A 20,066-nucleotide genomic window follows, 5' to 3' on the forward strand; every position below is an offset into this window, starting at 1 on the left:
GGCCCGATGCAGGGGGCGCCGCTGGAGGAGCTGATCGGCCGACTGCGCCGCGCCGGCCTCGACGTCACCGCCGAGGACGTGGCGGACGCCGTCTGGCTCGCCCGCCGACTCGGCGCGGCACCGCCCCGCGCCGCCGTCGGCCGCCCCGACCCCACCACCGACCCCACCACCGACCCCGACACCGTCACCGACTCGGGCTCCGACTCCGAACCGGTCGGCAAGCCGGACGGCGGATCGCCGTCCCCACCGCCACCCGGGCCGTCGGACCCGGCCGGCGGAGACGCTGCGGCACGGCACGATCCCACCACCCCCGGAACAAGGGCGTCCACCCCGGTCCCGCTGCGGGCCGCGGGCGCCGTCACCGGCCGGGGCGACGGCGGCGGCACCCACGCCACCTTTCCGGTGCGCGCCCCCGCCGCCACCGCGCTGCCCGGTCTCCTCGGCCTGGAGAAGGCCCTGCGCACCCTGGGCCGCTACCGGGCCACGGGCACCGGGTTCACCGAAGGCGGCATCGACGAGGAGGCGACCGCCGAGCGTGCCGCCGTCACCGGCTTCGTCCTGCCCGTACGGCGACCGGGCCGCAGCAGGCGGTGCGACATCCGCCTCCTGATGGACACCGGACCCGCGATGGCCGTGTGGGGACAACTGGTCGAGGAACTGCGCCAGGCCTGTCAGCAGTCGGGGGCCTTCGCCGCCGTCCGGGTCCACCACCTGTACGCCGACGCCGCCGGGAACCCGGCCATCGGTCCGGCCGCCGGACCCGGCCGTCCGCCGCCGCTGCGCTCGCCGGACGAGCTGCACGACCCCTCGGGCCGCTCCGTCACCCTGCTGGTCAGTGACTGCGTGGGCACCCTCTGGCAGAGCGGAGGGGCCCAGCGGCTGCTGCGGGATTGGCCGCGTTCCTCGCCCCTGGCCATCGTCCAGCCGCTGCCACCGCGCCTGTGGGGCCGTACGGCCCTGCCCGCTGAGCCCGGACTGCTGGTCCGGCCGGCCGACTTCGGCGGGCGTCTCACCTTCCACCCGGACGACGAGCCGTGGGACGAGCCCGACGCGCCCGCCACGGCCGTACCGGTGCTCCAGCCGACACCCGAGGCGTTCGAGACCTGGGCGCGGCTGCTGGCCGGCACCGGACCCACCAGCGAGCGCGCCTGGGCCGCCCGGACGGCGCACCGCCCCGCGCCGCTGGCCCCGGCCGGCACGGTCGCGCGCGGCGACGACGAACTCGTCCGCGCGTTCCGGGCGACCGCCTCCCCGGGGGCGCTGCGCCTCGCCGTGTACCTGGCCGCCGCCCCCCTGACCCTGCCCGTCATGCAACTCGTCCAGCGCGCCATGCTCCCCGACACCGGCCCCATGGAACTGGCGGAGGTCCTGCTGGGCGGCCTGCTGCGGCGGTTGCCCGGCACGGAGGAACAGCCCTGCTTCACCTACCCGGGCCGGGTGCAGGACCTGCTGCTGTCCACCCTCGACCAGGACACCGCCGGACTGGTCCTCAAGCACTGCTCGGACTACGTGGAGCGCCGCTTCGGCAAGGGCACCCGCAACTTCGCCGCGCTGGCCGCCGTCCGCCTCGCCGGGCGCGACGCCGGGGCCGCCGACGCCGGTCCGCTCACGGACGACGACTTCGGGCCGAACGCCGGGGACAGCGCCGAGGCCGAGCTGTTCGCCCGCGTCCCCGCCCGCGTGCTGCGCTTCTACCTGCCCGACCTGGTCACGCCCGAGCCCCTGACGGAGGCGGAACGACTGCTCGGCCAGTGGCGGACGCTGGCCGACCCGGACGTGCTGCACCGGGCGCGGGAGCACGCCGAGGCCGCGGTGCGGGCCGCGACCAGGGCCGACGCCGCCACGGCACCCGACGAGGGCGACGGCGCACGGGCCCGGCTGGTCCTCGGCCGGGTGCTGCGGGCCGAGGCCGACACGGTGGCGGGCCGGGCGCCCGAGCGCCGGGCGGACCTCCTCGCCGCCGCCACCGAGGAACTGGCCGCGGCCCACCGCGCGGCGCCGGACCACAGCCCCGCGCAGGCGCAGGCCGCCCTCGAACTCGCCGCCGGGCTGCACGCGTTGTGGCGCGTCACCGGCGACCCGGCCCACCTCACGGCGGCGCTCGCCGTCCTGGCCCCCGACGCGCCCCCCTGGCCCGCCGCCGGCCGCCGGGGCACCGCGCCCACGGAGGGCGCCTCCGGCGAGGAACGCCGGCGCGCCGAGACCTGGCGGGCCGTGCACCGGGCCCGGCTGCTGCGCCGTGGCCGGTTCCTGCTGGACCTGCGGCGCCACGGCGAGGCCGCCGCCGACCTGCGCCCCGGCTGCGCCCTGCTGGACGAGTCCGACGCCCCCGCCCGCGTACGCAGCCGGGCCCTGCTCGACCTGGCGCGGGCACTGCGCGGCGCCTCGGCGGACGAGGCGGGCGAGGAGGCGACCCGGGACGCGCTGCTGCGGGCGGAGCGGGCCGCCGGCGACGACCCCGACCTGCGGCTGCCCTGCCTCGCCGCCCGGGCTGCGTTCCACGACACGGCGGGCGAGGCCCAGGAGGCCGACGAGGCGTACGAGACGGCCGTGCTGCTCGCGCCGCCGGAGAGCCTCGTACGCTGCGGCCTCCTCACCTCCTGGGGCGAGTCGCTGCTGAGCAGGGCCTCCCGGGGGGACGGCGCGCATCTCGTGGACCGCGCGGAGTCCGTCCTGCGGGAGGCCCTCAAGGACCTGCCGGCCCGTTCCGCGCAGCGCGGCCGGTTGCAGGCGCTCGTGGGCAGCGCCCTCGCCCAGCGCTTCCGGCACCTGGGCTTCCTGCCCGACCTGTTCGAGAGCCGGCACCTGCTGGGGCAGGCCGTGCGCGCGGCGGCCGACGTGGGCGTACGCGGCGAGGCCTGGCTGCAGCTCGGCCGGGTGCGCCTCGAAGGGTGGTACCGGGCCGGCGCGCCCGTGCTGTTCGAGGCCCTGCACGCGTACGAGAACGCCGAGCGCGACGCACGGGAGGCGCACCCGGGAGAGCCCGGCTCGGTGACGGTGGCGCGGGCCCGGCACGGACGCGGCGCGGTGCTGGTGCTGCTGGGCCGGCCGAGCGCGGCCGGGGCGGCCTACCGGGCGGCGCGGGAGCAGTGGCAGCGGCTCACGGGAGCGTTGCGGGAGGTGGACTGGGACGAGGTGCAGCTCACACGGCGGGCGGAGAGCGAAGCGCGGCGCGGGCTCGAGAGCGGGTGGGGCGTGACCGCGTCCCGGGCCATGAGCGAGGAGGAGTGGAGACGCCTCGCACCGCCGTGGCACGCCTGGGATGAACGGGCCGAGTCGGCCGAGTTTCAGCGCAGTTGATCCAGTCGGGGTTTCTGTTACCGGTCGGTCGGGAAGAACTGGGCAACCGTTGCGACCGTGCGGTGCGGACTTGGGGGGAGGAGCCGAGCGTGGCGGAGCAGGGGAAGGGGACCGCCGTCCCGGGCAGGGGCGCCGGGCGGACCGTGCTGCCGCCCGGGTTGGACGGCGTCGACCTGCGAACCTTGCGTGCCATGGACCGCCCGGAAGTCCTGGAGGCCGTCGACCGGGTGCTGGCGGGGGCGGCCGGGTCCCGGCAGGTCTGGTACTCCGGCGGCAACGAACCCTCGTCGACCTCGCCCGGCCCCCGCGCCGAGCCACGTACCTTTTCAGCCGGACCCGACGAGACCGCCCCGATCCGGGCGCTCCGGGAATGACCCGGGCGTCCGTCCCGCCCGAAGTCCTCACGGCTCTCGCCGGGACGCGGCCCACCCCCGCCGGTACGGAGGCACTGCGCGCCGCGGTCCACGCGCGCCGCATGCTGCTCTTCAAGGCCCTTCTCGTCCGCGTCGAACGGGAGCACGCCCGTCTGCCCCACCCGGTGCGCCGGGGCTTCGAGGACGACTGGGCGCTGCTGGAGCGCGCCGAGCGGACCGACGCGGGAGCCGTGCGCGAGGTGCTCGACTACCCGACGACCGGCGCCTGGCTCACCGAGGCGCTCGCCGCGCCGGCCGGACCGGAGTTCGAGGCGCATCTGGCCCATCTGACCGGAGTCGCCGTCGTCGCCGCGGCCCGCGCGGGCTGCTCGGCCACCGGCACCCTCCGGGTGCCCTCCGGGCTGCTGGGCCTGCCCGGTCTGGGCGTACTGCGCTGCCCCTCGGGCCGGGCCCGGGTGGGCGGTAGGGACGGCCGGCTGAGGCTGGTGGAGGCCGCCGGGCACGGCGCCGTCGACCTGCCGCGACGCGGGACCCGGCCGCAGGACGGGACACTGGAACGGGCCGGTCGCGGATCCGGATCCGGCTGGTCCGCGCTGCGCGCCCTGCCGGGCGGCAGGGCCGTCCTCGACGACCTCGACCCCTACCGGGTGCCGCACCCCGGCATAGGCCCCACGGCGGTTCCCGCGGCCGACCGCGCGCACACCGACCACCCGGCGTGGGCCGGACGGTGGCGTCGGGCCCGGGCCCTGCTGTCGGCGACCGATCAGGGGCGGATCTTTGAGACGGACGCCCTGGTGCACGCCCTGGTGCCGCTCGCCGCGGCGGGACGCGCCGGCGGAGTGCCGACGGGGGCCACCGTCCGCTCCGCGCCCGGCGCCGTGCTGACCCAGCTCCCGGCCGGTGCCGCGGAGCTGGCGGAGACACTGGTCCACGAGACCCACCACACCAAGCTCGCCGCCCTCGACGACTCCGTGCCCCTGTGCCGGCCCGGGGGCGCCCTGCACCGGGTGGCTTGGCGCCCCGACCCGAGGCCCGCCTCCGCGGTCCTCCAGGGCACCTATGCCCACCTCGCCCTGCTCGACCTGTGGTGGAGGGCGCAACGGGCGTCCGGTGCTCCCGCGACCTGGCGGCAGCGCGCCGCGGAGCGCTACGGACGGTACCGGGAACAGGTGGGCGAGGCCTTGTCCGTGCTCCGGGGATCCGATGAACTGACCTGTACGGGACGGCACTTCGTGGAGGAGATGCACCGGCACCACGCGGACCTCGCAACGGCGGTCGGGAACTCCACATGACAGAGCGCACAGCATTGACCTCGGTGCGTTAGCGTGTGCGCGAGCGCGGCGGACGCGGCGGGAACGGGAGCGGTGATGACGGAACAGCGGCGGTCCGGTGCGGACGGCGCCACGGCGTCCGAGCACATTCTGGTGGTCTTCCCCGGCTACCACCGTTCGTGGGCGGCGTGGATCGGGCGGTGCCTGGAGCGCCACGGCCACCGCACCACCCTGCAACGCTGGGACCCGCCGCGCGAGGTCCCCCTGGAGGACTCGTTCGGCGACCTGCTCCTGTCCAGCGGGCGCGTCCTCCTCGTCCTCGACGACTGGTTCTTCGAACTCGGCCCGCGCCCCGCCGGCGAGTGGAACGACGTGCTGCGCGGCTTCGTCGCCGCGCACGCCGACCGCATCGCGGCCGTCAACCTCACCAACCGCCCGCTCCTGCCGGCCACCGCGGTCCTGGAACCGGCCAGCCTGTGGGGGATCGGTGAGGACGGCGCCGAGGAGCGGCTGCTCAACCGGCTGGGGCTGAACCGCCTGCGCATCCCGCGTACCCCGGCCACCCCGGTGCGCTATCCGGACACCCGCTGCGACGTCTGGGGCGAGGTCCCGCACCGCAACCCGCGCTTCACCGGCCGCGACGACCTGCTCACCACCCTCCACCAGCGCCTCGCCGACGCCGAGCGCGGGGCCGCCGTCTGCACCCTGCTCGGCATGTCCGGCATCGGCAAGACCCAGCTCGCGACCGAGTACGCGCACCGTTTCAGCACCGACTACGACGTCGTCTGGTGGGTCAACTCCGACGATCGCAACATCCAGCGCGACCGCTTCGGCGAACTCGCGGTCGAACTCGGGCTGCGCAGCGGAAGCGAACCGGGCGAACGCATCCGCGCCGTGCGCAACGCGCTGCGCCGCGGCGATCCGCACGCCAAGTGGCTGATCGTCTTCGACGGCTGGGACGACACCGCGGGCGCCGACACGCTGCTGCCGCAGGGCGCCGGTCACGTCCTGGTGACCTCCCGCAACCGCGGGTGGAGCGAGCGGGCCGACATCCTGGAGGTCCCGGCCTTCGTGCGCGCCGAGTCCGTCGGCTATCTGATGCGCCGGGCCGCCCACATCACCGCCGCGGAGGCCGACGAGGTCGCCGCCGAGTTCGGCGACGTACCGCTGCCGCTGGTGCAGGCCGCCTCCTGGCTGGGCGAGTCCCGGATGGAGGTGCCCGAGTACCTGCGGATGGTGCGCGAACGCCGGCTGTCCACCGTGGACGAGCCCGTCACCGGCGAGGGGTTCCCGCAGTCCTCCATGACCTCCTGGTCGATACTGCTCAACCGGCTGCGCCGGGCGCAGCCGCAGGCCCTCGACGTACTCGGGCTGTGCACCTCCTTCGCCCCCGGCCGCATCCCGCTCGGGCTCATCCGCGCCTACCCGCACGCCGACCTCCCCGAGGAGCTGCGGTGGATGACGGCGGACCTGCCGGCCTGGACGCGGGCCCTGGACACCCTGGTGAACTACTCCGTGCTCACCCGTGAGACCCGGGGACCGGTCGGCGTCGAGATGGGGCCCCACCAGGAGTCGGTGCACATGCACCGGCTCGTCCACGACATCATCACCAAGCTGATCGGCACGGACAGCCGCGAAACGCACCGCCGGGCCGTACGCACCCTGCTCGCCGAGGCCGACCCGGGCAACCCCCTCGACAGCCGGAACTGGCCGCGGTACGCCGAACTGCTGCCGCACCTGGAGCCCTCAGGAGCGTTCGACAGCACCCGGCCACGCGTCCAGGAGGCGGTCCTCAACAGCCTGCGCTACTGCGTCCGCAGCGGCGAGTACACCACCGGCCTGGCCCTGGCCCAGCGGATCCGCGACCGCTGGTCGCAGCTGCTCGCGCCGCTGTCCCAGCCGATGCTCGACCTGACCGCGCAGGAGAGCAACCTCATGCAGGCCGGCGGCCGGTTCCGCGAGGCGTACGAACTCGACCGGTCCGTGCTGGAGCGGTTGCGGGCCGCGTCCGGCGGCAACACGATCGCCGAGCTGGTCACCCAGGACTCGATGGCCAACAGCCTGCGCAGCCTGGGGCGTTACGACGAGGCGTACCGGCTCCAGCAGCAGGTCCTGGACGGCACCGCGGAACTGCTCGGCGCCCACGAGCCCACCACGCTGCGCGCACGCCACAACCTCGGGGTCAGCCTCCGCCTGCTGGGCAGGTACCGGGACGCCTACGAACTGAACCTGGAGAACCTCGGCACCCGCGAGAGCGTCCTGCGGGTCCGGCACATCAGCACCCTCAACTCCGCCAGTGCCGTCACGCACGACCTGCGGCTGCTGGGCCGCTACCGTGAGGCGATGGCCCGGCAGGAACCGGTGGTCCGACTGCATGTGCAGGTACTCGGCGCACAGCACCCGCAGACCCTGGGCGCCCGCACCCACCTGGTCATGTGCCGCCGCCGCGAGGGCGGGTACCAGGACGTGGGCCCCTCGATGGAGAGCCTCCTGGAAGAGCTGGCCCAGGTGCACGGCCGCGAGCACTACCGCACCCTCAACTTCATCACCAACTACGGCAACTACCTGCGCGAGCACGGCGACCTCAGCCACGCCCGCGAGCTCATCGAGGAGGCCGAGGCCGGGTACCGGGCGCTGCTCGGGCCCGCCCATCCCGTCGCCACCGGCATGCTCGCCAACACCGGGCTGATCATGCAGGCGGCCGGGGAGCGGGCCGAGGCCATGTCCATGTTCGAGTCGGCCCTGGCCGGGCTCACCGCCACCCTGGGCCCCGACCATCCCTGGGTGCTCGGCTGCGCCCTGTGCGCCACCGGCGCGCGCAACTTCAACGGGCGGATCGCCGACGCGGTGGAACTCGGCCGGGACACGGTGCGCCGGGCGCAGCGCTCCCTGGGCGGTGAGCACCCCCTGACGCTGTCCTGCCAGGTGGCCCTCGCCGCCGACCTGAGGGCCGTCCGGGAGCACGAGGAGGCCGGGAAACTGGAGGAGGACGGGCTGCTGGGCCTGACCCGGACGCTGGGCGCGCAGCATCCGCACACCCTCTCCGCCCGCCAGCGCACCCGGCCCTACTGGGACTTCGAGCCCTACCTCGGCTGACCGAGGCGGACAGCCGCCCACGCGAAGAGACCGGCCCCGGGGAACGGGGCCGGCCTCCTCGGTCGGACGGGGGACGAAGCCCCGGACCTCAGGCCTCGAAGACCTCACGCACGAGCTGCTCCTGCTCGGCCTGGTGCCGCTTGGCCGAGCCGACGGCCGGGGACGAGCCGTGCGGCCGCGAGATGCGGCGCAGGCGCTCGCCGTGCGGGACGTCGGCGCCGACCGCCAGGTCCAGGTGGTCGATCAGGTTGAGCGCGATGAACGGCCAGGCACCCTGGTTCGCCGGCTCCTCCTGGGCCCACAGGTACTTCTCGGCGTTCGGGTACTTGGCGATCTCCGCCTGGAGCTCGGCACCCGGCAGCGGGTACAGGCGCTCGATGCGGATGATCGCCGTGTCCGTCACGCCGCGCTTCTGCCGCTCGGCCTCCAGGTCGTAGTACAGCTTTCCGGCCACGAAGACGACCTTGCGGACCGAGGCCGCGTCGACCGCCGAGTCGCCGATGACCGGGCGGAACTGACCCGACGTGAACTCCTCCGTCTTCGACGCGGCGGCCTTCAGACGCAGCATCGACTTCGGGGTGAAGACCACCAGCGGCTTGTGGTGCGGGTTGTGCACCTGCCACCGCAGGAGGTGGAAGTAGTTCGACGGCAGGGTCGGCATCGCGACCGTCATGTTGTTCTGGGCGCAGAGCTGGAGGAAGCGCTCCACACGCGCGGACGAGTGGTCCGGGCCCTGGCCCTCGTAGCCGTGCGGGAGCAGGAGCGTGACGCCGGACGTCTGCCCCCACTTCTGCTCGGCCGCCGAGATGTACTCGTCGACCACGGTCTGCGCGCCGTTGACGAAGTCGCCGAACTGCGCCTCCCACATCACGAGCGCGTCGGGGCGGGCCAGCGAGTAGCCGTACTCGAAGCCCATGACCGCGTACTCGGAGAGCAGGGAGTTGTAGACGTTGTAGCGGGCCTGGTCCTCGGCGAGGTACTGCAGCGGGGTGTACTCCTCGCCCGTCTCGCGGTTGATGAGGACCGCGTGGCGCTGGCCGAACGTGCCGCGCTGGGAGTCCTGGCCGGACAGGCGCACCGGGGTGCCCTCGATCAGCAGGGAGCCGACGGCCAGCGTCTCGCCCATGCCCCAGTCGATGGTGCCGTCCTCGACCATCGCCGCCCGGCGCTGGAGCTGCGGCAGCAGACGCGGGTGGACGTGGAAGGTGTCGGGGATGTTGACCTGGGACTCGGCGATCCGCTTGACGACCTCCGCGGAGATCGCGGTGTTCACGGCGACCGGGAACTCCGCCTGCGGGTCCGAGACCGGTCCCGAGGCCGAGGTGGCCGTGACGGCCTCGCGGACCTCGGTGAAGACCTTCTCCAGCTGGCCCTGGTAGTCCTGGAGCGCCTGCTCGGCCTCTTCCAGGGTGATGTCGCCGCGACCGATGAGGGACTCGGTGTACAGCTTGCGCACCGAACGCTTCTTGTCGATCAGGTCGTACATCAGCGGCTGGGTGAAGGCCGGGTTGTCCGACTCGTTGTGACCGCGGCGGCGGTAGCAGATGAGGTCGATCACGACGTCCTTGTTGAACGCCTGGCGGAACTCGAAGGCCAGACGGCCCACGCGGACGACGGCCTCGGGGTCGTCGCCGTTCACATGGAAGATCGGCGCCTCGATCATGCGGGCCACGTCGGTGGCGTACATCGAGGAACGCGACGACTCGGGCGCCGCGGTGAAGCCGACCTGGTTGTTGATGACGATGTGGACCGTGCCGCCGGTGCGGTAGCCGCGCAGCTGCGACATGTTCAGGGTCTCGGCCACCACGCCCTGGCCCGCGAAGGCCGCGTCACCGTGCAGGGCGACCGGCAGGACGGTGAAGTCCGTGCCGCCCTTGTTGATGATGTCCTGCTTGGCGCGGGCGATGCCCTCGATGACCGGGTCGACGGTCTCCAGGTGGGACGGGTTGGCGGCCAGCGAGACGGTGATCTGCTCGCCGTCCAGGCCGGTGAAGGTGCCCTGGGCGCCCAGGTGGTACTTCACGTCGCCGGAACCGTGCATCGACTTCGGGTCGAGGTTGCCCTCGAACTCGCGGAAGATCTGCGCGTACGACTTGCCGACGATGTTCGCCAGGACGTTCAGCCGGCCCCGGTGGGCCATGCCGATGACGACCTCGTCCAGACGGGACTCGGCGGCCGAGTCCAGCACCGCGTCGAGCAGCGGGATGACGGACTCGCCGCCCTCCAGGGAGAACCGCTTCTGGCCGACGTACTTGGTCTGGAGGAAGGTCTCGAAGGCCTCCGCCGCGTTCAGCCGGCGCAGGATGCGCAGCTGCTCCTCGCGCTCCGGCTTGGTGTGCGAGCGCTCGATGCGGTCCTGGATCCACTTGCGCTGCTTCGGGTCCTGGATGTGCATGAACTCGACGCCGGTGGTGCGGCAGTACGAGTCGCGCAGCACGCCGAGGATGTCGCGCAGCCTCATCAGGGACTTGCCGGCGAAGCCGCCGACCGCGAACTCGCGCTCCAGGTCCCACAGGGTGAGCCCGTGCTCGGTGATGTCCAGGTCGGGGTGCTTGCGCTGCTGGTACTCCAGCGGGTCGGTGTCGGCCATGACGTGGCCGCGGACCCGGTAGGAGTGGATCAGCTCGAAGACGCGGGCGGCCTTGGTGACGTCGTCGTCGTGCGAGGCGTCGATGTCCTTGAGCCAGCGGACCGGCTCGTAGGGGATGCGCAGCGCCTTGAAGATCTCGTCGTAGAAGCCGTTCTCGCCGAGCAGCAGGTTGGCGACCTGGCGCAGGAACTCGCCGGAGGCGGCGCCCTGGATGACCCGGTGGTCGTAGGTCGACGTGAGCGTCATGACCTTCGAGATGCCGAGCTTGTTCAGGGTGTCCTGGCTGGTGCCCTGGAACTCCGCCGGGTAGTCCATGGAGCCGACGCCCAGGATGACCGACTGGCCGGGCATCAGGCGCGGCACGGAGTGGACGGTGCCGAGGCCGCCCGGGTTGGTCAGGGAGACCGTGACGCCGGTGAAGTCGTCCATCGTCAGCTTGTTGTCGCGGGCGCGACGGACGATGTCCTCGTAGGCCTGCCAGAACTCGAAGAAGTTCAGCGTCTCGGCCTTCTTGATCGCCGCGACGACCAGCTGGCGGTCGCCGTTGGGCTTGACCAGGTCGATGGCGAGGCCGAGGTTGATGTGGGCCGGCTTGACCAGGGTCGGCTTGCCGTCCTTCTCGCCGAACGAGTGGTTCATCGACGGCATGGCCTTGATGGCCTGCACCATCGCGTAGCCGATCAGGTGCGTGAAGGAGATCTTCCCGCCCCGGGCGCGCTTGAGGTGGTTGTTGATGACGATGCGGTTGTCGAACAGCAGCTTCACCGGGACCGCGCGCACGGACGTGGCCGTGGGCAGCTCCAGCGAGGCGTTCATGTTCTTCGCGACCGCGGCGGCCGGGCCGCGCAGGGTCACCAGCTCGGGGCCCTCGGAGGCGGCGCCGGCGTCCTTGGCGGGCGCGGCGGCCTTCGCCTGCGGCGCGGCGGCGGGCTTGGCCGGCGCGGGTGCGGCGGCGGCGGGCTTCGCGGCCGGGGCGGGCGCGGCCGGAGCGGGTGCGGCCGGAGCGGGTGCGGCGGCGGCGGGTGCGGCGGGCTGCGCGGGAGCGGGAGCCGCCGCCTTCTGCTGGGCCGGGGCGGGAGCCTGCGCCTGCGGGGCGGGGGCGGCCGGTGGCGTGCTGCCGGAGTCCGTGGTCACCGCGCCGGACGCGGGCTGCGCCGCCGCACCGGGCTTGTAGTCGGCGAAGAAGTCCCACCAGGCTCGGTCCACGGAGTTCGGGTCCTGGAGGTACTGCTGATAGATCTCGTCGACGAGCCACTCATTGGCACCGAACGCGGCCGCGGGGTTCTTTCCCGCGGTGCCCGCTTGGTCGGTGTCGGTCGAGATGCTCGAGTTACTGGGGGACTGTGGCGACACGGCGAGAACCGCCCTCTTCCGCTTCACAAGATGGTGGACAGCGGGAATCAAGGCTACGCCTACCGGCACCGGAAGGTCAGGCTGGGCCCGTTCATCGTCGCGTAAGTCACATCACAGACCGCGTTTCGGCGCTGGAAATGGCGGGAAACAAGCGAGGTTCTGCTGCGTGAGGGATCGGGAGACCGGGGCCCGGCGCCTCGAAAAGGCGGGCCCGTGCCTGATCACACGTGCCCGCCAGCGCGGATGCAGTGGATCTTGACGCTCCGCTTCGAACCCTACGTCAACCCGTCGTCGACGGCAGGCCCGGAAGAGTGATGAGGATCCGGCAGCCCCGCTCGGATTCGGCCACCCCGATCCGGCCGCCGTGCAGATCCACCGCCCAGCGCGCGATCGCGAGGCCCAGACCGGTGCCGCCGTCGCTGCCCGGACCGTGCGGGCGGGACACCGAACCCCGGTTGAACCGCTCGAACACCCGCCGCCACTCCGAACGCGGAATGCCGGGACCCTCGTCGAGAACCTCCAGTTCGAGGGATTCCGGGCTCTGGCCGCGCCGCGCCCTGACCGTCACCCGGCCGTGCGGCGGACTGTGCTTGACGGCGTTGTCGATGAGGTTGGCGACGACCTGGTGGATGCGCTCGGGGTCGGCGTGCGCGGTCAGGTCGGACGGGAAGACGTCCAGGGCCAGGTGCACGTCGGTGCGGGTGTGGCTGCCGGAGCCGGAGGCGATGCCCGCGCGTGCCGAGGCGACCATGTTGGCCTCCTTCAGCACCCCCGACAGGTACGGCCACACCTCGAAGCGCCGCTTGCGCAGCGGTATGACCCCGTTGTCCAGGCGGGAGAGGTCCAGCAGCGTCTCCACCAGCCGGCCGAGCCGCTCGGTCTGGCCGAGCGCGGTGCGCATGGTCTCCGGGTCGGCCTCGGTGACGCCGTCGACGATGTTCTCCAGCACCGCGCGCAGCCCCGCGATCGGGGTGCGCAGCTCGTGCGAGACGTTCGCCACCAGCTCCTTGCGCTGGAGGTCCTGGGCCTCCAGGTCGTCGGCCATGCGGTTGATGGTGACGGCCAGGTCGCCCAGCTCGTCGCGGCGGTTCTCCCGCACCCGGCGGGTGTAGTCGCCGTGCGAGATGGACCGGGCCACCGCGTTCATCTCGTCCAGCGGCGCGGTCAGCGAGTGCGCCACGAACTGCGTGATCAGCAGCGTGGCGATCATCGAGAACACCGTGATGAAGCGCAGCTCCGTCTTGGTGTGCACCGCGATCACCGACAGACCGGTGGTGATCAGTACCGACGAGACGACGAGCGCGCCCAGCTTGGTCTTGATCGAGAACGGGCGTACGCCGCCCCAGGGCTCCCCGGAGTTTCGGGGGCCGGGGCTCCTCCGTGCGGCTTCCCGTCCCCGGCTCATGGCGTCGGCGTCTCCAGCGCGTAGCCCACGCCGTGCACGGTGCGGATGCGCTCGGCGCCGATCTTCCGGCGCAGCGCCTTGATGTGGCTGTCCACGGTCCGGGTGCCGGAGGCGTCCGCCCAGTCCCACACCTCCGCGAGCAGCTGCTCGCGGGAGAGCACCGCGCGCGGGGTGTTCGCCAGGCAGACCAGCAGGTCGAACTCGGTCGGCGTGAGGTGGACGTCCTCGCTGCGCACCCGCACCCGGCGCTGCGCGTGGTCGATCTCCAGCTCGCCCAGGCGCAGGATGCCGCTGCGCGGCGTCGAGGCGGCCACCACGGCCCGCTCGACCCGCCGCAGCAGCACGTGCACGCGGGCGGCCAGCTCGCGCATCGAGAACGGCTTGGTCATGTAGTCGTCGGCGCCGACGCCGAGGCCGACCAGCATGTCCGTCTCGTCGTCGCGCGCGGTGAGCATCAGCACCGGCACCGGCCGCTGGGCCTGCACCCGCCGGCAGACCTCCAGGCCGTCGAAGCCGGGCAGCATGATGTCGAGGATCAGCAGATCGGGCTGCCATGCCTCGGCCGTGTCGACGGCGGACGGGCCGTCGCCCGCCGTTTGCACCAGGAACCCCTCGGCGCGCAGACGGGTCGCGATGGCGTCCACGATCGTCTGATCGTCCTCGACCACCAGCACCCGGCGCTGGGCGCCCTGGGTGGCCGTGCCGTTGTGGGAGGTCTGTGTCTGCTCCATCGCCCGCCCCTGAGGTGTGCTTTCCGGAATCCGTGGGGTGATCCCATGACTGCGCTCGACGCTTGAATGATCCGCGTCAGGGCAGCAGCGTACGGGGAGTCACCGCGCCTTTGCTATCCAGGCCCGACGCCGATGTGCACGACGTCCGGAACGCCCCGGGCAACGGGGATCTCTTCGGTACGCACCTGTTGGAAACCGGCATTACGCAAGGTTTCTTCGAATTCCGGAGAGGGCTGCGCGGACCACACGGCGAGCACCCCGCCGGGCCTCAACAGGCGGACGCAGCCTGCCAGTCCGGAGGGCGCGTACAGCCCGTCGTTGCCCTCGGTGACGGTCCAGCCGGGGCCGTTGTCGATGTCCAGGCACAGGGCGTCGTACGTGTCGGATGTCTCATTGACGTACTCGACCAGGTCGGCCTCGACGATCTCCGTGCGGGGATCGGCCAGCGCCCCGGCGGAGAGCGCGGCCAGCGGTCCGGCGCGGTGCCAGTCGATGATGGCGCGCTCGCGTTCGACCACCGCGATCCGGCCCCAGCGGGGATCGGCGGCCGCGTGGACGAGGGAGAAGCCGACGCCGAGTCCGCCGACGAGCAGGTGCGGCGCACCCCGTCCGCCGGAGGCGGCGAGCGCGTCGGCCGCCGCGTCGACCAGGCGCCGCTCGGAGCGTCCGTCGGAGGTGTCCATCAGGAAGCAGCCGTTCGCGATGATCTGCAGCAGCGTCCCGTGGCGGCGCAGGACCACCTCGCCGTACGGACCCTCGCGACGGTCCAGCACCTCGGGGGTCTCGGGGGAGTCTTGGGTAGTGAGGGGCATCGGCCCATCCTGGCACCGCCCGGCCGGAGGAATGCGGGCCGGTGCGACGGTGCTGTGCCGGGAGACGGGAAATCCCCCGGAACGCTTGATCGCTCATGGCGAACATCCCTTGGGGAACAATCCCGGGCTCCCTTTCATTGAGTCGATGTAACTCAACTTGACTGCCGAAGGGGAGATCATGGCTGCTGAGTCCGCCGCCTTCACACCGCTCACCCTGCCCGTGCTGCCGCTCGACGACGAAGTGGTCCTGCCCGGAATGGTCGTCCCCCTGGACCTGAGCGACGCCGAGGTACGGGCCGCGGTGGAGGCCGCCCAGGCCGCCGCCAGGTCCGAGCCCGGCAAGCCCCGGGTCCTGCTCGTCCCGCGCATCGACGGCACCCACGCCGCCACCGGCGTGCTCGGCACGGTCGAGCAGGTCGGCCGCCTGGCCGACGGCGACCCCGGCGCCCTGATCCGCGGCCGGAGCCGGGTGCGCATCGGCGCCGGCACCACCGGCCCCGGCGCCGCGCTCTGGGTCGAGGGCACCCGCGTCGACGAGACCGTCCCCGATCCGCTGCCCGGCCAGATCGCCGAGCTGGTGAAGGAGTACAAGGCGCTCGCCACCGCCTGGCTGCGCAAGCGCGGCGCCTGGCAGGTCGTCGACCGGGTCCAGGCCATCGACGACGTGTCCGCGCTCGCCGACAACTCCGGGTACTCGCCCTTCCTCACCACCGAGCAGAAGGTCGAGCTCCTGGAGACCACCGACCCGGTCGCCCGCCTGAAGCTCGCCACCCAGCAGCTGCGCGACCACCTCGCCGAGCAGGACGTCGCCGAGACCATCGCCAAGGACGTCCAGGAGGGCGTCGACAAGCAGCAGCGGGAGTTCCTGCTGCGCCGCCAGCTCGAAGCCGTCCGCAAGGAGCTGCGCGAGATCAACGGCGAGCAGGAGGGTGAGGAGTCCGACGACTACCGCGCCCGCGTGGAGGCCGCCGACCTGCCCGGGAAGGTCCGCGAGGCCGCGCTCAAGGAGGTCGACAAGCTGGAGCGCTCCTCCGACCAGTCCCCCGAGGGCTCCTGGATCCGCACCTGGCTCGACACGGTCCTGGAGATGCCGTGGAGCGAGCGCACCGAGGACGCCTACGACATCCGGGGCGCCCGGGCCGTGCTCGACGCCGAGCACGCGGGCCTGGAGGACGTGAAGGAGCGGATCACCGAGTACCTGGCCGTGCGCAAGCGGCGCGGCGACCGGGGCCTCGGCGTGGTCGGCGGACGACGCGGCGGTGCCGTACTGGCCCTGGTGGGTCCGCCCGGCGTCGGCAAGACCAGCCTCGGCGAGTCCGTCGCCCACGCGATGGGCCGCAAGTTCGTCCGCGTCGCCCTCGGCGGCGTCCGCGACGAGGCCGAGATCCGCGGCCACCGGCGTACGTACGTCGGCGCGCTGCCCGGCCGGATCGTACGGGCGATCAAGGAGGCGGGGTCCATGAACCCGGTCGTCCTGCTCGACGAGATCGACAAGGTGGGCTCCGACTTCCGGGGCGACCCGGCCGCGGCGCTGCTGGAGGTGCTGGACCCGGCGCAGAACCACACCTTCCGGGACCACTACCTGGAGGTCGAGCTGGACCTGTCCGACGTGGTCTTCCTCGCCACCGCCAACGTCCTGGAGGCCATCCCGGAGGCCCTGCTCGACCGCATGGAGCTGGTCCGCCTCGACGGCTACACCGAGGACGAGAAGGTCGTCATCGCCCGTGACCACCTGCTCCCGCGCCAGCTGGAGCGGGCCGGACTGGACGCCGACGAGGTCACCGTCGAGGAGGGCGCGCTGCGCAAGCTGGCGGGCGAGTACACCCGCGAGGCGGGCGTGCGCACCCTGGAGCGGTCCATCGCGCGGCTGCTGCGCAAGGTGGCGGCCCAGCACGAACTGGGCCGGCGCGAGCTGCCGTTCACCGTCACCGACGGCGACCTGCGCGAGCTGATCGGCCGACCGCACCACGTGCCCGAGTCCGCCCAGGACCCGGCCGAGCGGCGCACCGCGGTGCCCGGGGTGGCCACCGGCCTCGCGGTCACCGGCGCGGGCGGCGACGTCCTCTACGTCGAGGCGTCGCTGGCCGATCCGGAGACCGGCGCGGCGGGGCTGACCCTCACCGGTCAGCTGGGCGACGTGATGAAGGAGTCGGCGCAGATCGCGCTGAGCTTCCTGCGCAGCCACGGCGCCGAGCTGGAACTGCCGGTGGGCGACCTCAAGGACCGGGGGGCGCACATCCACTTCCCGGCGGGCGCGGTCCCCAAGGACGGCCCGAGCGCCGGCGTCACCATGACCACGGCCCTCGCCTCGCTGCTCTCGGGCCGGCTGGTCCGCACCGACGTGGCGATGACCGGCGAGGTCTCGCTGACCGGGCGGGTGCTGCCGATCGGCGGGGTCAAGCAGAAGCTGCTCGCCGCGCACCGGGCGGGGATCACCACGGTGATCATTCCCAAGCGCAACGAGCCCGACCTGGACGACGTCCCGGCCGAGGTGCTGGACACGCTCGACGTCCACGCCGTCACCGACGTGCGCCAGGTGCTGGAACTGGCGCTCGCACCGGCGACCAACGGTGCCGAGCGCGAGGTTCCGGTCGCGGCGACGGGGGTACCTCCCAGGCTTTCGGCACTGGGGGAGGGCGCGACCGGATGAGGAAAGGGGACGGCCCGGACTCCGTGTGGAGTCCGGGCCGTCGCCGTACGCGTCGTGCGTCAGCCGTTCGCGAGCGCCTGGACGCGGTCCAGCGCGCCGTTGAACTGGTTGTGGTCGCCGACCGTCGGACCGGACGACGTGTACTGCCACATCGTGTAGTAGCCCCAGCCGGCCGGGAGCGTGCCCACCGTCGAGGCGTACCGGGCGATCCACAGCGGGTTGTACGCGGCGAAGCCGCCGTAGTTTCCGGTGCACTGGGTCCACCAGCTGGTGGCCGTGTAGATCACGGCGTCCCGGCCGGTACGGGCCTTGTAGGTGTTCAGGAAGTCCCGGATCCAGGAGACCATCGCACTCTGCGACTTGCCGTAGCAGGCGGCGCCGTACGGGTTCCACTCGATGTCGAGCGCGCCCGGCAGCGTCCTGCCGTCCCTGGACCAGCCGCCGCCGTGGTCGACGAAGTAGTTGGCCTGGGTGGCGCCGCTCGTGGTGTCCGGGGTGGCGAAGTGGTACGCGCCCCGGATCATGCCGACGTTGTAGGAGCCGTTGTACTGCTGGGCGAAGTAGGGGTTGGTGTAGTACGTCCCCTCGGTGGCCTTGGCGTAGGCCCACTTGACGCCGCTGTTCCACAGGGTCGACCAGGCGACGTTGCCCTGGTGGCTGGAGACGTCGACGCCCTCCGTCTGGGCCGCGCGGCCGGGGACGGGGGTGCCGTGCTCGCCGTCGTGGGCCGCGACGCCCATGCCCATGCGGGCGGAGCCGCGCGGCGGGACGTCCGCCGACGACGCGGCGTCGGCGGGAAGGGTGAGGACGAGGGAGAACGCGGCGAGCAGGATCCCGGTGACGGCGAACCGCCGTCCGCGGGCCGATCCGGATCTGTGCACGGGCATGACGTGCCTCCGCTGGCTCGGTGGTGCTCGGTGGGGGATGCGCGGGTGGGGAGAACCCCTGGATGGCGTGCGCATGCCATCCGGGGGTCCGGTGACGACTCTACGCACGTAGAAACGGCGGGTGGAAGAGGACCGGGAGCCGCCGTTGGTCTAAGCCTGCGAAATACTTGGTGAGCTGCGGCGACGGCGGCCCGTGGCGGAAACTTTCAGGACCGGGAAACCGGAAAAGAGCGAGGCAGGGACTGACGTGCACGAAGACGGGAACGGCGGCGGTCGCGGAGGCGTATCCCGCCCGTCCGGCGATGGTGTGAACCAACCCGAGTTCCTCGCCCTGGAGCGCGAGTTGACCGTCCTGCTGCGGCGGGCCCGTGCCAACCAGGGGGAGATGGCCCGGGAGGTCCACCCCGACCTGGAGTCGTCCGCGTACGGCCTGCTGGTCCGGCTCGGCGAGTGCGGCGGCCAGCGCGCCACCGACCTCGCCGCCTTCATCGGCGTCGGCAAGGCGACGATGTCCCGCCAGCTGCGCGCCCTGGAGGAACTCGGACTCGTCGCCCGCGAGCCGGATCCCGCGGACGGCCGGGCCTGGCTGGTCACCCTGACCCCGGAGGGCCAGGAGCGCGTCGGCCGGGTCCGGGAGGCCCGCCGCGCCCGGTACGCCCGCCGGCTCGCCGACTGGGACCCGCGCGAGGTGACGGAACTGGCCCGGCTGCTGCACGAGCTCAACCGGGGGACGGAGAAGTAGGACCGGCGCCGTCCCCCCGGCTCACAACTCGGCGTAGACCACCGTCGCGTCGTCGTGCGTCTTGCTGCGCCCGAGGAACACCCGGTCGCCCGCCGCGTCCGCGCGTTCCAGCTCCCGCACCCGGTCCACCAGGGCCCGCGCGCCCTGCTTGCGGACCAGCGCCAGGCAGTCGGCCCAGTCGCCCTCCCCGAACCTCTCCACCCACCGCGCGGCCCCGTCCGACAGCGCCACCAGCGTCCGCACCCCGGCGCGCGGCAGCACCCCCGTCACGGCACGCGCCGCGACCTCCGGGTCGGCCGCGGCCGTGAAGAAGCCGCCCTCCCTGTTGCGCAGCTCCGCGTCGATCACCGCGTCGCTCACCAGCGCCGAGCGGGGCAGCCGGGACAGCCGGTCGTCCAGGACGGGGGTGACGGTGCCGTCGGGGGCCTCCAGCAGCAGGGCCGAGTCGGACAGGACCAGGTACTCGAGAGCGGCCGGGGACCAGCGGGCGAGGACCACCGTCGCCTGCGGCGTGCGCGGGTGAGAAAGGTCACAGGTTTCCGCGTGAGCCGCCGCGGTACGAGCGAGGGCGCGGGACAGGGCCTCGACGAGGGGAAGATCCGGGAGTGAAACGGTCAGTTCGGTCAGCGCCCCACCCAGGCGCGCCGTGAACCAGGGCACGGAATGCAGACAACCCGTCGCGGTCCGTGGCGGCGTCACGCCGTCCAGCACGACGAGTGAACCGCCTTGCCCCGAGGCCGGTAGTCCGACGCTCGCGAAGTCCTCGTTGGGCTGGTCGGCGAGACCTGGTTCCGAGACGAGTTCCGTACGCATCCGGCCAGTCTGCACGAGCCCTTCACAGCGTTCGCAAAAGGC

12 protein-coding genes are annotated in these 20,066 nt (G+C 73.0%); 6 read left to right on the top strand and 6 right to left on the bottom strand.

What is annotated here, in order from left to right:
- Nucleotides 1-6 precede the first annotated feature (6 nt).
- The 4 genes from IE94_RS0128915 to fxsT all read left to right on the top strand — a co-directional run bounded on the left by IE94_RS0128915 (nucleotide 7) and on the right by fxsT (nucleotide 8,041).
- Nucleotides 7-3,300 (top strand): SAV_2336 N-terminal domain-related protein, encoded by a 3,294-nt coding sequence (locus IE94_RS0128915; protein ID WP_030190028.1) that lies wholly within the window; start codon nucleotides 7-9, stop codon nucleotides 3,298-3,300.
- Between the two features lie 89 nt (nucleotides 3,301-3,389).
- A complete protein-coding gene (locus IE94_RS0128920) occupies nucleotides 3,390-3,674 on the top strand; it encodes a hypothetical protein (RefSeq protein ID WP_106978065.1) in 285 nt (94 codons plus the stop codon).
- Nucleotides 3,671-4,966: an aKG-HExxH-type peptide beta-hydroxylase gene (locus tag IE94_RS0128925; RefSeq protein ID WP_051777727.1), complete on the top strand. Its 1,296-nt coding sequence runs from the start codon at nucleotides 3,671-3,673 to the stop codon at nucleotides 4,964-4,966. The genes IE94_RS0128920 and IE94_RS0128925 overlap by 4 nt, the downstream gene beginning before the upstream one ends.
- 75 nt (nucleotides 4,967-5,041) lie before the next feature.
- Nucleotides 5,042-8,041 carry an FxSxx-COOH system tetratricopeptide repeat protein gene (gene fxsT, locus IE94_RS0128930; RefSeq protein WP_030190034.1) on the top strand — a complete coding sequence of 1,000 codons (3,000 nt, stop codon included), beginning with the start codon at nucleotides 5,042-5,044 and terminating at the stop codon, nucleotides 8,039-8,041.
- An 88-nt stretch (nucleotides 8,042-8,129) separates the two neighbouring features.
- On the opposite strand, the gene IE94_RS0128935 is transcribed toward fxsT, so the two are convergent.
- The 4 genes from IE94_RS0128935 to IE94_RS0128950 all read right to left on the bottom strand — a co-directional run bounded on the left by IE94_RS0128935 (nucleotide 8,130) and on the right by IE94_RS0128950 (nucleotide 14,932).
- Nucleotides 8,130-11,984, bottom strand: coding sequence for a multifunctional oxoglutarate decarboxylase/oxoglutarate dehydrogenase thiamine pyrophosphate-binding subunit/dihydrolipoyllysine-residue succinyltransferase subunit (locus tag IE94_RS0128935; RefSeq protein ID WP_030190035.1), 3,855 nt, complete (start codon nucleotides 11,982-11,984; stop codon nucleotides 8,130-8,132).
- Between the two features lie 280 nt (nucleotides 11,985-12,264).
- Nucleotides 12,265-13,389: a sensor histidine kinase gene (locus IE94_RS0128940; RefSeq protein ID WP_030190037.1), complete on the bottom strand. Its 1,125-nt coding sequence runs from the start codon at nucleotides 13,387-13,389 to the stop codon at nucleotides 12,265-12,267.
- A complete protein-coding gene (locus tag IE94_RS0128945) occupies nucleotides 13,386-14,120 on the bottom strand; it encodes a response regulator transcription factor (protein ID WP_003973686.1) in 735 nt (244 codons plus the stop codon). Before IE94_RS0128945 ends, IE94_RS0128940 begins: the two co-directional genes overlap by 4 nt.
- 113 nt (nucleotides 14,121-14,233) lie before the next feature.
- Nucleotides 14,234-14,932, bottom strand: a complete 699-nt coding sequence (locus tag IE94_RS0128950; RefSeq protein WP_030190039.1) for a spermidine synthase family protein — start codon at nucleotides 14,930-14,932, stop codon at nucleotides 14,234-14,236.
- A 178-nt stretch (nucleotides 14,933-15,110) separates the two neighbouring features.
- Between IE94_RS0128950 and lon the strand changes: the two genes are divergently transcribed.
- On the top strand, nucleotides 15,111-17,582 hold the full coding sequence (gene lon / locus IE94_RS0128955; RefSeq protein WP_051777729.1) for an endopeptidase La: 2,472 nt from the start codon (nucleotides 15,111-15,113) through the stop codon (nucleotides 17,580-17,582).
- 59 nt (nucleotides 17,583-17,641) lie between these two features.
- On the opposite strand, the gene IE94_RS0128960 is transcribed toward lon, so the two are convergent.
- Nucleotides 17,642-18,469 (bottom strand): lysozyme, encoded by an 828-nt coding sequence (locus IE94_RS0128960; RefSeq protein ID WP_030190044.1) that lies wholly within the window; start codon nucleotides 18,467-18,469, stop codon nucleotides 17,642-17,644.
- A gap of 247 nt (nucleotides 18,470-18,716) precedes the next feature.
- Here IE94_RS0128960 and IE94_RS0128965 point away from each other — a divergent pair, with 247 nt between their 5' ends.
- On the top strand, nucleotides 18,717-19,211 hold the full coding sequence (locus tag IE94_RS0128965; protein ID WP_030190046.1) for a MarR family winged helix-turn-helix transcriptional regulator: 495 nt from the start codon (nucleotides 18,717-18,719) through the stop codon (nucleotides 19,209-19,211).
- 21 nt (nucleotides 19,212-19,232) lie between these two features.
- Here the strand turns inward: IE94_RS0128965 and IE94_RS0128970 are convergent, their stop codons facing one another.
- Nucleotides 19,233-20,024 carry a protein phosphatase 2C domain-containing protein gene (locus IE94_RS0128970; protein ID WP_030190049.1) on the bottom strand — a complete coding sequence of 264 codons (792 nt, stop codon included), beginning with the start codon at nucleotides 20,022-20,024 and terminating at the stop codon, nucleotides 19,233-19,235.
- Nucleotides 20,025-20,066 lie beyond the last annotated feature (42 nt).

It is taken from the genome of Streptomyces violaceorubidus (assembly GCF_000717995.1).
Classification (GTDB): domain Bacteria; phylum Actinomycetota; class Actinomycetes; order Streptomycetales; family Streptomycetaceae; genus Streptomyces; species Streptomyces violaceorubidus.